General features: G+C 63.3%; 13 protein-coding genes and 1 tRNA gene. 5 read left to right on the top strand and 9 right to left on the bottom strand.

The annotated features are described in order from the left end of the window. The first annotated feature begins 1 nt into the window (after position 1). A complete protein-coding gene (locus tag AC3LB0_RS02520) occupies positions 2-673 on the top strand; it encodes an SdpI family protein (RefSeq protein WP_488649592.1) in 672 nt (223 codons plus the stop codon). Then, the gene (locus AC3LB0_RS02525; RefSeq protein WP_488649593.1) at positions 670-1,428 is read left to right on the top strand and encodes a YhfC family glutamic-type intramembrane protease; all 759 of its coding nucleotides are present in this window, start codon (positions 670-672) and stop codon (positions 1,426-1,428) included. The genes AC3LB0_RS02520 and AC3LB0_RS02525 overlap by 4 nt, the downstream gene beginning before the upstream one ends. On the opposite strand, the gene AC3LB0_RS02530 is transcribed toward AC3LB0_RS02525, so the two are convergent. Next, complete coding sequence (locus AC3LB0_RS02530; protein WP_488649594.1) at positions 1,400-2,362, bottom strand: M15 family metallopeptidase; 963 nt, start codon at positions 2,360-2,362, stop codon at positions 1,400-1,402. The genes AC3LB0_RS02525 and AC3LB0_RS02530 overlap by 29 nt on opposite strands. Before the next feature lie 139 nt (positions 2,363-2,501). Here AC3LB0_RS02530 and AC3LB0_RS02535 point away from each other — a divergent pair, with 139 nt between their 5' ends. Beyond that, positions 2,502-3,248, top strand: a complete 747-nt coding sequence (locus AC3LB0_RS02535) for a hypothetical protein (RefSeq protein WP_488649595.1) — start codon at positions 2,502-2,504, stop codon at positions 3,246-3,248. 82 nt (positions 3,249-3,330) lie between these two features. Here AC3LB0_RS02535 and AC3LB0_RS02540 read toward each other — a convergent pair whose 3' ends face one another. From AC3LB0_RS02540 to AC3LB0_RS02565, 6 genes are all read right to left on the bottom strand, one after another. Next, the gene (locus AC3LB0_RS02540; protein ID WP_488649596.1) at positions 3,331-4,281 is read right to left on the bottom strand and encodes a TerC/Alx family metal homeostasis membrane protein; all 951 of its coding nucleotides are present in this window, start codon (positions 4,279-4,281) and stop codon (positions 3,331-3,333) included. Positions 4,282-4,359: 78 nt separating this feature from the next. Continuing rightward, the gene (locus AC3LB0_RS02545) at positions 4,360-4,962 is read right to left on the bottom strand and encodes an acyltransferase (protein ID WP_488649597.1); all 603 of its coding nucleotides are present in this window, start codon (positions 4,960-4,962) and stop codon (positions 4,360-4,362) included. Then, entirely contained in the window at positions 4,959-6,368 is a 1,410-nt protein-coding gene (locus AC3LB0_RS02550; protein WP_488649598.1) for a nucleotide sugar dehydrogenase, read from the bottom strand. Before AC3LB0_RS02550 ends, AC3LB0_RS02545 begins: the two co-directional genes overlap by 4 nt. Positions 6,369-6,397: 29 nt before the next feature. Then, the gene (locus tag AC3LB0_RS02555; RefSeq protein ID WP_488649599.1) at positions 6,398-7,420 is read right to left on the bottom strand and encodes a Gfo/Idh/MocA family protein; all 1,023 of its coding nucleotides are present in this window, start codon (positions 7,418-7,420) and stop codon (positions 6,398-6,400) included. Next, entirely contained in the window at positions 7,408-8,529 is a 1,122-nt protein-coding gene (locus AC3LB0_RS02560) for a DegT/DnrJ/EryC1/StrS family aminotransferase (RefSeq protein WP_488649600.1), read from the bottom strand. Before AC3LB0_RS02560 ends, AC3LB0_RS02555 begins: the two co-directional genes overlap by 13 nt. Before the next feature lie 13 nt (positions 8,530-8,542). After that, entirely contained in the window at positions 8,543-9,661 is a 1,119-nt protein-coding gene (locus AC3LB0_RS02565; protein WP_488649601.1) for a UDP-N-acetyl glucosamine 2-epimerase, read from the bottom strand. Between the two features lie 49 nt (positions 9,662-9,710). On the opposite strand from AC3LB0_RS02565, the gene AC3LB0_RS02570 reads away from it, so the two are divergent. Together AC3LB0_RS02570 and AC3LB0_RS02575 are read left to right on the top strand one after the other, a co-directional pair. Beyond that, the gene (locus AC3LB0_RS02570; protein WP_488649602.1) at positions 9,711-11,054 is read left to right on the top strand and encodes a glycosyltransferase family 4 protein; all 1,344 of its coding nucleotides are present in this window, start codon (positions 9,711-9,713) and stop codon (positions 11,052-11,054) included. Next, entirely contained in the window at positions 11,051-11,206 is a 156-nt protein-coding gene (locus AC3LB0_RS02575; protein ID WP_488649603.1) for a hypothetical protein, read from the top strand. The genes AC3LB0_RS02570 and AC3LB0_RS02575 overlap by 4 nt, the downstream gene beginning before the upstream one ends. A 102-nt stretch (positions 11,207-11,308) precedes the next feature. On the opposite strand, the gene AC3LB0_RS02580 is transcribed toward AC3LB0_RS02575, so the two are convergent. Together AC3LB0_RS02580 and AC3LB0_RS02585 are read right to left on the bottom strand one after the other, a co-directional pair. After that, positions 11,309-12,145, bottom strand: coding sequence for a cupredoxin domain-containing protein (locus AC3LB0_RS02580; protein WP_488649604.1), 837 nt, complete (start codon positions 12,143-12,145; stop codon positions 11,309-11,311). Positions 12,146-12,401: 256 nt separating this feature from the next. Then, a tRNA-Thr gene (locus tag AC3LB0_RS02585) sits at positions 12,402-12,476 on the bottom strand. Positions 12,477-12,565: the final 89 nt, after the last annotated feature.

Below are 12,565 nucleotides of genomic sequence, written 5' to 3' on the forward strand. Positions count from 1 at the left end.
GTTGAGCCCCTACGCACGAGCGGTCAGCACCGTCGCCTTGGCGGCGACCGCCTTCTTCACCCTCACCGCCTTCCAAACACTCCCGGTCGACGCCGTCTTGGCGATCCACTGGAACATCAACGGCATCGCCGACGGCTTCGCTGGGCGAGAGGCACTCCTGATCGTTCCCGTGACAACGGCGCTTGTGGGCGGGCTGCTCTGGCTCGCGGTGCGCTACGACCCGAAGCGCGCCAACATCGCCCGCAGCAGTGAAGCCCTCGGCGCTGTGGTCGTCGCACTCTCGCTGCTGGTTGCCGTCGTGCAGTCGGCAATCATCAACTCGGGATTCGGTGAGGCGGCGCGACTCGATCGCGAGGTGCCAATCGCCGCCGGCGCCTTCATTGCCATCCTTGGCTACGCCATGCCGAACATTCGCCAGAACTACACCATCGGCGTACGCCTCCCCTGGACCATCGAGAGCGAGCCCGCCTGGGATGCATCGCACCGATTCATCGGCGGCATCTGGATCCTTGTGGGCACGGTGACGGCGCTCCTTGGACTCCTCGCGCTCAGCGAGGCGGCAATCGCCACCCTCTTGGTCGGCTTGGCACTGAGCGTGGCCGGCACCGTCTTCGTTGCCTATCGCGTCTGGAGCCGCGGGCTGAGGTCTTCGCGCACAAAGCACCGCGCGTGATCACCGTCGATCTCCCATCTACTGAGGCGCTCGCCGCAGCTTCGACAGCGTTCACCTTTGCCCTCGTCGGCGTTGGCATACTGATCGTTGGCAGCGCAGTCGCTGCCGCCACCTGGGCGCGTTCACTGAATGGATGGGCGCTCGGTGGCGTCTCGTTCGTGTTGAGCCAGACCGCACAGGTCGTGACCCTCTTCTTGTTCGGACCACTGATCGCGGCGTTTGCCAGCGCCCCACTACAGGAGGTGAGCCGCGCGCTGATCCTCTCCACGGCCGCTCGGCGCGTGCGCGGTGAGAAACCGAGGGTGGCAGTTGGATTCGGACATGGCGCCATCGACCTACTGACAAGTTCACTGATTCCAACGCTCTCAGCGGTCATCATTCTTGGCGGCATTAGAGACGGAAGCATCTTCGTTGGGTTGAGCGCCGAAGTTACCGATAAGGTGCGCGCGGTCGCGATCTTTCTGACCACCCAGAGCCTCTTCAACGCTGCGCTACTGATCGTTCAGGGTGCGCTAATGCTTGGCCTCCACGCGCTCCTTACGGCGATCGTGCTCCGCGTTGTAGTTCGCGGCGGCGGCGCAAGAACAATCGGCCGCGCGCTTCTTCTGCCTACCGCTATTCACACGCCGGTCGCCGTGGTGCGCACGCTCTTCCCGATGGCCACAATGCCAGTACTGCTTGGAGCGCTCCTCGTCGCTGCTCTCGTCTATCGACGGGGTCAGGGGGTTATGACGGAGGCGCCAGCGTCTCAGTAGGAGATTCGGTTGGCGCATCGCTCGGCGGAACCGTCGGCGATTCGCTCGGCATCTCACTCGCGGGTGGCGTAGGGCTCGGGCTTGGCAACACATACCCCACTGGCGGTGTGAACGAATCACATGCGGGTCCGATCACACGCTCTCCGCTGTTCTGGCGGTTCCAAAAGAAGATGCGCGGGACCTGCGCGCTGCAGACGATCTCGTATGCGAGATCGTTGCCAACATAGCGCCAGTGCCACGCTTCAGCCCCATAGCAACTCAAGGCGACGTTCGCTGAGCCTGCTGGATACGAGCGGACAAATCCAAATCTGTAGGCGTTTGCATTAAGCCACAGCGCGGTTGCCGATGTTGGGTATTGTGGGCTGCTCCAAGAGGCACCGGTAAGGCTCCCAAGATCAACCGTCGTGCCCAGCTGATGCTCAGAGTGCCCAGGAACGGCACTGTACTTGCGCGCCTGCTGCAACCCAGACTTGGCCACCCACTTTGCAAAGATTTGAACCTGCGCGGCATACGAGCGATAGGCTGAGAGAATTTTCAGCGAGATCTTGCTCACCCTCGCCTCGACGAACATTGCGCCGAGTGCATCGGCAGCCTCGCGCTTCAACAGGTAGCCGCCCTTGGGGTTCACCACGCCGAGCCAGGTGATGGCTACGAGGCTGGTCGGCTTGTAGCTCGACGAGAGGCGGTACATCGGGTCGAGCAGGGAGACCGCCCACTCGTTTTTGCGCCAGTGCATTGTCGTAACCGCTCCTTGGATGCCGATCGACGTGCGCGTGATGATGATCTTGCGCTTATTGATCTCCGAACAGACGGTGATCGGGGGCACCTCAACCGTTTGTGAGGTAATTCCCGCTGCCACAACCCCGCCTCCTGGAAGTGCGGCACCGAGGGCTGAGACCCCAAGAATTAGTGCGAGAAGAGGCGCGGCGCGCATCAGGTGCCGAGGGTGGTGAGCACGGTTCATGGGGATAGTTTGGCGCATTCCCATCTCCAACAAAGAGAGCGCTAATGCTCGAGGCGCATCATGAGGGGGAACGAGGCAAATGCCCTCGGGATATGGGAAGGAGCCATGTATGGCACGAACCGTAAAGCTAGCCCCAACGGAGCGGTCGACCCCGAAGGCGAAACAGGTCGTTTCGCCGTCGCGTTTCGGCCACATTCGCAACAGCCTTCCGGCCATCTTTGGTGCAGCTGCCCTTGTGGCTGCTGGCGCCCTCGCCGGCACTGCGCTCGCACACGAGGAGATCAACGGCCGCGACGGCCGCCATCCTGGCCCAGCCATGGAAGCGCGCATGACCATGCATCGTGATGATGGCGGGCAGCATAACGCGGGTAAGCCGAAGGCCAGAGTTGGTCTCGCGGGAACAGTTACAAGTGTGAGATCCACCGCACTCTCGATCACCCTTGCGAACGGCACGTCGAAGACGTTCGCACTTGATGCCATGAGCCAGTACTTCACACAGACAACGGGAACCGCCGCTGATGTGACGGTCGGCTCCTATGTACTTGTTGATGGTGGGATGCCTGCAGGTAGTGCAGCGGTTACCGCTAAAGGCATCGCTGTGCTGACGAGCGGCCGTACCGATGTGCGCCTGCACCTTGGTCACCCTGCAAAGGTCACCGCAGTAAACGGCAACACGCTCACCCTAGAGGTGGTCAAGCGGCACGGAACCAAGACGGTCACGGTCACCATCGGTGCCAACACGTCGATCAGCAAGATCACAACTGCAACGAACGCTGACCTCACAGTTGACAGCAACGTGATTGTGGGTCTCGGCCGAGAGGCGGCAGCTGCCAAGTTGGTGCTCATCATTCGATAACGTACGCACCAAGAACTCGCAAGACGCCGCTGGTAGTCCTCCTGCCAGCGGCGTTTCTGCGCCGGCCGACAGAACCTTGGGCTTAGCGCCTCCCTTTTGCGGAAGCAACGGGTCGAAGCAGCGAGAGTAGAACCGATCCACCGAGAATGAGCACGACAATTCCTAGGCTCAGCGTTGGATCAATATGCACATCAATCGCTGGCACTAGTGCGTGCACGATCGGCAGGGCCATCTTTGCACCAATGAAGATCAGCACCCAGGCAAGTCCAGAAGAGAGGTAGTGGAAGCGATCCTTGGCATCGGCGAGCAGGAAGTAGAGCGAGCGCAGCCCCAGAATCGCAAACGCGTTTGAAGTAAAGACCACAAACGGATCCTTGGTAATGCCGAAGATTGCGGGAATTGAGTCTACGGCGAAGATCAGGTCAATGATGCCGATAACGACGATTGCCAAGAAGAGCGGAGTCCACATCAGCTTGCTGCCATGGCGAACTCTGAACTGGTCCGAATCGAAATCAGTGCTGACATGCACGAAGCGACGGGCAAAGCGAATCGCCCCAGGCTCACCGTCACCCATCACGTGTCCACCACTGCGGAGCATCTGGATTCCGGTGAAGAGTAGGAAGACCCCAAACCCGTAGAGCACCACCTCGAAGCGCTCAACAAGCGCGGAGCCGACGAGGATCATGCCGAAGCGCATGATGAGCGACATGATGATCCCGAAGATGAGCGCCTTCTGCTGGAGGCGCTTCGGGGTCTTGAGGGCGGCAAAGATCATCGTGAAGACAAACACATTGTCAATGGAGAGGGAATACTCAATCAGGTAGCCGGTGAAGAATTCGGTGCTGGTCTGTGCGCTCTTCTCAAACCACACAAAGAGCCCAAACACGATCGCCGACGCCACCCAGATGGCCGTGAAGAGCAGCGCCTCTTTTGGAGGGACGACATGTGAGCCCTTACGGCGCAGCCAGAAGAGGTCAACAAATAGGGCGAACCCGACGAAGGCAACGAAGAGGGTCAGCAGCAGTGCGTCCAAGGTTCCTCCATCGTTGACGAGGCGTGCGACTCAGCTCGCTAATGATAGCGGAGGGGGGGTTAGTGAGCCCGTCTGTGGTTAGGCTCGAACGAGGCCGCCGTTGGTGGTGTCGAGCGTGTAGGAGCGTGCGCAGGCGCCGCAGCTGAGCGCGGCCCCCTCGTTGGGCAGTCGAGTGCCGCAGTCGCACACCCAGCCGATGCGCCTGGCTGGGCTGCCGACCATGAGGGCGCGCGGCGGAACGCTGCGTGAGGCGACCCCGCCCGCCCCGACCATGCAGTAGTCGCCCAGGGTGATCCCGGCCACGATCACGGCGCCAGCGCCAATCGAGGCGCCGTCACCCACGTGGATCGGGCTCACCATCCAGTCACTGGCGGCGGCAAGTCCGCCGTCAGGCGTTTGGGCGCGCGGGAAACGGTCGTTGGTGAGGATTGCGTTGGGGCCAATGAAGACGCCGTTGCCGGCGGTGACCCCGTGATAGACAAGCGCAAGGTTCTGCACCTTGCAGCGGTCACCAAGCACAACGTCGGCATCGATGAATGCGCCGCGCCCAATGATGCAGTCGGCACCGATCTTGGCGCCACGTCGCACGACAGCGCCACCCCACACCTTGCTGCGCGCGCCAATAGTCACACCATCTTCAACGATTGCTGTCGGGTCGATGAACGCCGTCGGATCAATCATTGGGCGGCGACCCCGTTAGGCCGACCGAAGCCGATGCGCTTGGCGCCAGCTGGCAGCGTTGCGCCAGCGCAGGCGTTGCGCCCGTCAATCAGCACCTTGAGTCCTGGGAAGAGCGTGGCGAAATCCATCGTGCGATACGCGGCGTCGGCGGTCGCAACCACCACGGCGGTGACCTGCGCATTCTCGGTGCCGTCCCACGGCGTCATCTTCAGCGCCGCAACATCGTCACTAGAGAGGAGTGGGTCGGCACCAAGAACGGTTGCACCACGTGCGCGCAGCACGTCGGCCATCAGTGGTCCGCGCGCATGCGCCAGCTCGCGCACACCTTCACGATAGGTGAGTCCGAGCACCGCGATGGTTGCGCCGGTGAGCGCACCAGCGGTGGCAGCAATCGCATCTGCGGCGCGCTCCACCTGCCCGTCGTTGACGGCACGTGCGGTCTTGATCACTTCTAGGTCACCATCGGTCGAGAGGATCATGCGCGGATAGACCGGGATGCAGTGCCCGCCAACACCGATGCCGGGCTCGTGAATGTGTGAGTAGGGCTGTGAGTTTGCGGCGCGAATCACTTCGGAGAGATCAATGCCGTGTCGATCGGCGACGCGAGCGAACTCGTTGGCGAGGGCGATGTTCACGTCGCGATAGGTGGTCTCGGCGAGCTTCGCCATCTCGGCGGCTTCGAGCGTTTGCATCTGTGCGATCGGTGCGTCAAGCACGCTCTCGTAGAAGGCGGTCGCGCGCGCCAGGCTTGGTGCGTCGGTGCCGCCAACGAGCTTCGGATAGGCGGCGAGGTTGCGGAACGTTTGGCCGGTGAGCACGCGCTCTGGCGAGAAGCAGCCGAACACTTTTGCGCCACTCTTGGTGGCAACCGTTGCGACGAGTTCGCGCGTGGTGCCGATCGGCACCGTTGTCTCAAGAATGACGAGCAGGTCGTCGTGCGCACCGGCAATCAGCGTCTCCGTGGCACCAACGAGCGCCTTGTCGGCGATGCTGCCATCGTCGCGCACCAGAACGGGCACGACGACGAGTGCAACGTCGGCATCGCGCACGGCGGCAGGGCCGTCGATGGTGGCGCGCAGTCGGCCAGAGCCAATATGCTCGGCGAGGAGCTCTGGAAGGTTCGGCTCGCCGCCCCACGGTGCAACGCCTGAATTAATGGTGTCGACCAGGGCCTGATTGATATCAACGGCGTGCACGCGCCACCCGTGGGAGGCGAACTGCAGGGCGAGCGGCAGGCCGATCTTGCCGGAGCCGATCACGGCGATGGTGCCGACGGTGCCAGGCGCGCCGACCCACGGCTTCGCGGTGACGGGGGTGCCGTGGGTGCAGGGGTGTGGCTCAGCGGTAAAGGAGCCACCGAGCATGGACGTTGCTCGACCGAGTGGATCTGTGGTGCGTGCGCTCATCAGCCCTCCTTGCTCCCTTGGAGGGGATGCTACACCGCGGCGATCGCCTCGAGCTTCGGCCGCACAGGGATGCCGCCGCCACGCGCAGACTCGAGAACGGCGTCGGCGAGGATCACGGCACGCGCGCCGTCGTGGATGGTGACAGCAGGCTTCGCCTCGCCACGTGCGGCGGCGAGGAAGGCGCGTAGCTCCAGCGCCAGCGGCTCTTGCCGTGCGGCGGGGAGGTCGGCGGTGCGACCAGGCTGCACGGGGGCGAACCCATCGAGCATCGCACTCGAGTTCGGGTCGGCGCTGGTGAAGGAGACGGTGCGCTGCAGCAGGCTCACGTCGTAGGCACCAGCGCTCGTCGTTACCAGGAGCTGTCGTCGCTTGGCAGGGGCGAGCCATGAGGCGCGAATGCGCGCCACCGCGCCGCCCGGGAAGGTGAAGAGCGCCTCGGCGAAATCTTCTCGTCCCTCAATCAGTCTTGAGCCGGCAACGGCGGTAACCGATAGTGGCGAGCTGCCCGCAATAGCGCAGGCGAGATCAATGTCATGGACCATCAGGTCGCGCACCACGCCAACGTCGCTGATGCGCTCGGGGAGGGGGCTCTCGCGCATCGCCTCGATGGCGTAGAGCGCTTCGCCTGTGCTCCCACGCATCTGCTCAAAGAGTCGGGTGACGGCGGGATTGAAGCGCTCCACATGGCCGACCTGCACGATCGCGCCTGCAGCGATTGCGCGCGCAACGAGGTCGAGCGCCTGGGCCGAGTCAGCAGCGAGTGGCTTCTCGACCAGAATCGGAATCTTGCGCTCGATGGCGCGAATCACCAGTGCGGCGTGGAAGCGTGTAGGCGCAGCGATGATTGCCGCCTCAAGGCCCGGATGGTCAAGCAACTCTGCGGCATCGACGTAGGCGGTCGCGGAAGGGGCAACAGCCAGCGCAGCGTCGCGCGCTGCATCAACGGGATCGCTAATTGCCACGATCTCGGCGTCGGGGAGTGTGGCGAGTACGCGCAGATGGTTGCGCCCCATGACGCCGAGGCCGATCAGGCCAACCTTCATGCGGGCCATGCACTCCCGCCGTGGCGCTCCACGGCGCGTCGGAGTGAGGCGGCGACCTCCTCTTGTTCTGCAGCTGTCATTGCAGCAAACATCGGCAGTGAGAGGCAACCCATTGCCAGCGCATCAGTTACCGGCAGCGCAACACCAAGACCGCGCTCCTTAATGTACGGCTGCTCGCTCACTGGAATTGGGTAGTAGACGCCGGTGCCGATCCCATCGTTGGCAAGATCTTTCACGATCTCATCGCGCGCTGGGCCAACATGCACGGTGTACTGGTGATAGACGTGCAAGTTTCCTGCGGGTGTTCTCTGTCGAACGATCGGCGCGCCAGCAAGCAGCGCGTCGTAGCGCGCCGCAGCGGTGACACGCGCCGCAGTGAACTGATCAAGCTTGCCGAGCTGCACCGTGCCGATTGCAGCGGCGATGTCGGTCATGCGGTAATTCGTCCCGAGCATCTCGTGCAGGTAGCGCACCTTTGCCCCTTGGCTGCGGAAGGCGCGCAGCCACTCGTTGAGCGTGTCGTCGTTAGTGGTGATCATGCCCCCCTCGCCACTGGTGATGTTCTTGGTGGCGTAAAGCGAGAAAGCACCAACGCCAAAGGAGCCGGCCTGCTTGCCGTTCTGTGTCGCGCCGACCGCCTGGCAGGCGTCTTCAATCATCGCGAGGTTGTGCTTGACGGCGAGTGCGCCAAGGGCATCCATGTCGGCAATGAGGCCGAAGAGGTGCACGGGCATCAGCGCCTTCGTCTTTGGCGTGATTGCCGCCGCAGCCGCGGCGGGATCCATCAGCCAGGTAACCGGATCGATGTCAACGAATCGTGGCGTGGCACCAGCGCGCAAGATCGATGCCGCGGTGGCACTAAAGGTGTGGCCTACGGTAATGACCTCGTCGCCAGCCTTAATACCGAGCCCCTGAATGATCGCCTCTTCGGCGAGGGTGCCGTTCGCCACGGCGATCGCATGCTTCACGCCAACCATCTCGGCGAAGCGGCGCTCGAACTCGGCGACACGTGGACCCTGCGCGAGGGCGCCCGACATGATCGCTTCGGCGGCGGCGTCGGCCTCCTCGCGACCCACGGCGGGGCGGGTGATCGGAATGCGAATCTGCGGTGTACTCATTGTGGAGAGCGTATCAGCGCGCGAAGCGGCGCGCGATCAGAGCGGCTCGGATCGCCTCAGCGGCGCCCCCCGCGGGCAGGGGTCGGGATGCTCGCGCGGCGATCGCCGCGGCACCTGTCGCAGCCCCAACCGTTGCGAGGGCGGCAGCAATACGCCCCGCATCAACACCTATAAGGAGTGACGGGCCAGCCGGATGCAGCAGCTCTGGCCACTCCGTGGCGTCACGCAAGATCAGCGTTGGGGTGTTGAGCCAAACCGCCTCGCGCTGCAGCCCACCAGAGTCGGTGAGGACCGCTGCCGCATGTGCAGTGAGTGCAAGCGAAGCGAGATAGCCGACAGGCGGCACCAGTTCCACGCCATCGGGAACGTCAATACCATGGGCAGCGATCGCAGCACTGGTTCCAGGGTGTGCCGCAAAGAGCACCGGCACGCCAAGATGCTCTGCAGAGAATCGCAACACATCAAGCGCAGCGCGCAACCGTGTCGCCTCGCGCACATCAGCGCGGTGCAGGGTGGCGTACGCAAAGCCACCGGACGTTAGTGATCGGCCGATATGCAGTGCGGCAGCATCAAGGGCAGCAGTGCCGCGCGCTATCGGCGCGAGTCGCGCCACGAGGTCGGCCATCAGGTCGCCGACGACCACGTTCCCGTCCGTGAGCCCTTCACCGCGCAACGCTTGCACTGCGGTATCACTCGTGCAGAGTCGCAGCGATGCGATCTTGTCGACCGCAATGCGATTGCGCTCTTCGGGCATTGTCTCGTCACCAGAGCGTACCCCTGCCTCAACATGCACGATGGCAATCCCGCGAGCGTGTGTAGCGAGCGCACCAGCAAGAGTGGAGTCGGTATCTCCAAAGACGAGCACGGCGTCAGGGCGCATCTGCGCAAGAGCCGCGTCAAGTGCACGCACCATTGCATCAAGCCGCTCGACGCCGTGCAGATCTCCCGGCTCGGGCAGGAGGAGGTCTGGGGGCGCCATCCCAAGGTCGCGGTAGATCTGGCCTGCAAGCAGCTCGTCGTGGTGTTGGGCGGTATCAACAACAAACGGCTCGATGGGCGCCGTGAGGTGCGGGCGAAGGGCGGCAAGCTTGATGAGTTGGGGGCGCGTTCCAACGATCGCCGTGATGCGCATAACCCCTCCTTACCCTTGGCGCCCGTGTGTGCTGCGATAGACTCGCCGCATGCCGAACCCCGCTCCGCACACCGTACCAAAGGGTGCCCCCCAGCCGAAGCGGCAGGTGGCGATGTTTGTTGCCAACAATATGGCGAGCGATCGCCGCGTGATCCGCGAGGCGGCAACGGTGGCCGCGGCCGGGTTCGCCGTCACCGTCCATGCCATTGCCCAGCGTCGCGAGAAGTTCCCCACAACCGAGCAGCACCCTGACGGATTCACCATCGTTCGCCATCGACTGGGATTGATTCCGCCCGTCCTGCCGATCCGCCCACGCCTTCTCGCCCTGCTGCTTCATCCGTTCTGGTGCGCACTTGCCGTTGTAGTCGCCGTGGCGCGAAAGGTGCGCCTCCCGCTCGCGGGCGCCGCACTTCTTGCTATTCGCTGGACCGCTTGGGCCACACTCGCAGCGCGAGCGGCGAGCTCCGCACAGATCCTGCATGCTCACGATCTCTCGGGTGCGCTCCCAGCGCTCGCAACGCTGCGTTCGAATCCAGGTGCCGTGCTCCTCTATGACAGCCACGAGGTCTTCCTTGAGAGCGGCCGATGGGCGAAGAGCCCCGCGTTCATTCGGCGCATCCTCGCGAACCGCCTTGAGCAGCCCGCACTCCGACGCGCAGCGGCACTCATTGCGGTGAACCCTCAGGTTATTGAAGAGCTGGGGAAGCGCTACGAGATTCCAGAGCGTCAGGTGGTGACGTACAACTGCCCGCCAGCATGGAACCCTGAACCGCGTGGCACAGAGTTGCGTACCGCTATTGGCGTCGATGCGTCGGCACAGGTTCTCTTGTATCACGGTGGGTTCTCTGCGCATCGTGGACTTGAAGAGCTCCTCGTTGCGATTCGCGACCCACGTCTTACCGCAGTGCATCTGGTCTTCCTTGGCTACGGCCCGCTTGAAGGGATGCTGCGCGCCGCCGCTGCTGATCCAGCCCTTACCGGTCGTGTGCATGTGCTGAAGGCGGTTGCACCTGATGTCTTGGATCGATGGGTCTCGGGCGCCGACGTTGGGATGTGCACCGTGCTGCCGAGCACCCTCAATCACCGCATCTCGACGCCGAACAAGCTCTTTGAATCGATTGGTGCTGGTGTGCCTGTTGTGGCCAGCAACTTTGCAACGATGCGTGACATTCTGCTTGGCGATCCTGATGGTCCGCTCGGTGCTGTCTGTGATCCGATCAGTCCACATGAGGTTGCCACCGCAATTCACTCGATCCTGAGCATGAGCCCAAGCGACCGCGCCGCTCTACGTAGCCGGTGCATTCGCGCCGCCGCGGCACGCTGGAACTGGGAGGTGCAGGCTGCGCGCCTGACAGAGCTCTACACATCGTTAGAAATCTCTGAGAAGAGATGAGCAACAAGGAGCGCCGCCTCGTCATCGGCATGCTCAACGCCGCCGGGCAAGCCTTCGCGCACAAGGATCACGATGGGCGGCGCTCGGCCGCCGTGCTTGCGCAATGGATGGGGGTCAGGTCAAGCAGCCGTAGCGGCAGCATGGCAACCTGACGATCAGCATTCGCTGCGATTAGACCCGTGTTGTCGGCTGGTTTACCGGTACCAATCTCCCAGGAAACGCCGAGATGTCGGTCTCTCACAACGGCTGTTCGGTTAGGGGGAGGCGACGGTCAGCTCTCCGATCATCGTCGGATGGATGCTACAGACGAAGACGTAGTCCCCCGCTGTGAGCGCGGGGAGCGTATAGTCAGCGATCTTCGGTCCGTTGACTAGCTCGCCACGCCAGATCTCTTCACCGATTGACTCGATACTCCCGAGATTGATCGCAACGTTATGTGGCACCGCCACGCGGTTCTCAAAGCGCAACAGACTCGGCTCTCCGGCGACAAGTGTGATCTCGCTGCGATCGAAGAGCAGGTCGCAGGCGGCAAGGCCGATCGCCCCGTCGCTCCCGCGTTCGCAGCTGATTCTGGCCCATGGGTTCGCCGCGAGGAAGAAGAGGAGTCCGCCGGCGATTGCGGCGACAACAAAGGGGAGCGGCGAGGGAGCGCTCACCCAGTGCTCGACCGACTCGTCACTGACTGCTGCACGACGCGCGTACGCGGCGCGATAGGCGATCCAGAGCGCGATGGCGCCGACGATGATCCCCCCTTCGGCGAAGAGTGCGGCGATTGCCGAAGATGAGCGCGGGGCGCCGTTGGCAAGGTAGCCGACGATCGTCAGTGCGGCATAGAGCGCGAGCCAAGCGGCAACGTAGCTGCGCACCCGATACCGTAGTTGCGGGACGAGCAGGGTGAGCAGCAGGAGCGCCCCGTTGCCGAGATAGCCGAGTCCGTTGAGCGTGAAAAGCGTCGAGCCCAGGCTCAAATGCTCGAGCCCCGACCAGAGTGCGCAAGCAACGATCCCGAAGGTCAGCAGGGTGGCGAGTGGATCTCGCGGCCGTGGCGCGTTGGCGAAGAGGATACGTCGGAAGAGGCGAAGGGGTTCCATGGCGTAAGTATGGGCATATGCGCCGAAAAGAGCAGCACACCCCCTCAAGCCGCGCGTGCCTCGTACTGACCCCCGAAATCTGCCTGTGATTGGATCATCAGCGGCGAGTCAGATCGTCGGTGAGCAGCCGCCAGGGGCGAAACCTCCACGAGGTGGGACATCTGGGCTGGGGCGCCTTGACCCGCCCCCTGCCGGGCCAAGGTCGGCCTGAGCCGCCTCGAGGAACCACAACGATTTGGTAGATGTGCGTCCAGGCTGGAGCCGATGGTGAGGATTGAACTCACGACCTGCTGTTTACGAAACAGCTGCTCTACCACTGAGCTACATCGGCGCCGAAAGGGGATTGTAGCGGAGCGAGACCGCTTGGTTGTCTTGCGAGGGCGCTCCCCTATACTCCCCCAAGTCAGCTGATCGTTGGGG

It is taken from the genome of Candidatus Limnocylindrus sp. (assembly GCF_040397235.1).
Taxonomy (GTDB): domain Bacteria; phylum Chloroflexota; class Limnocylindria; order Limnocylindrales; family Limnocylindraceae; genus Limnocylindrus.

Bases quoted from the DNA above. Each gene is read 5' to 3' on its own strand.
- AC3LB0_RS02530 (WP_488649594.1), bottom strand. From the start codon at position 2,362: ATGCGCGCCGCGCCTCTTCTCGCACTAATTCTTGGGGTCTCAGCCCTC.
- AC3LB0_RS02535 (WP_488649595.1), top strand. From the start codon at position 2,502: ATGGCACGAACCGTAAAGCTAGCCCCAACGGAGCGGTCGACCCCGAAG.
- AC3LB0_RS02545 (WP_488649597.1), bottom strand. From the start codon at position 4,962: ATGATTGATCCGACGGCGTTCATCGACCCGACAGCAATCGTTGAAGAT.
- AC3LB0_RS02550 (WP_488649598.1), bottom strand. From the start codon at position 6,368: ATGAGCGCACGCACCACAGATCCACTCGGTCGAGCAACGTCCATGCTC.
- AC3LB0_RS02555 (WP_488649599.1), bottom strand. From the start codon at position 7,420: ATGGCCCGCATGAAGGTTGGCCTGATCGGCCTCGGCGTCATGGGGCGC.
- AC3LB0_RS02560 (WP_488649600.1), bottom strand. From the start codon at position 8,529: ATGAGTACACCGCAGATTCGCATTCCGATCACCCGCCCCGCCGTGGGT.
- AC3LB0_RS02565 (WP_488649601.1), bottom strand. From the start codon at position 9,661: ATGCGCATCACGGCGATCGTTGGAACGCGCCCCCAACTCATCAAGCTT.
- AC3LB0_RS02570 (WP_488649602.1), top strand. From the start codon at position 9,711: ATGCCGAACCCCGCTCCGCACACCGTACCAAAGGGTGCCCCCCAGCCG.
- AC3LB0_RS02575 (WP_488649603.1), top strand. From the start codon at position 11,051: ATGAGCAACAAGGAGCGCCGCCTCGTCATCGGCATGCTCAACGCCGCC.
- AC3LB0_RS02580 (WP_488649604.1), bottom strand. From the start codon at position 12,145: ATGGAACCCCTTCGCCTCTTCCGACGTATCCTCTTCGCCAACGCGCCA.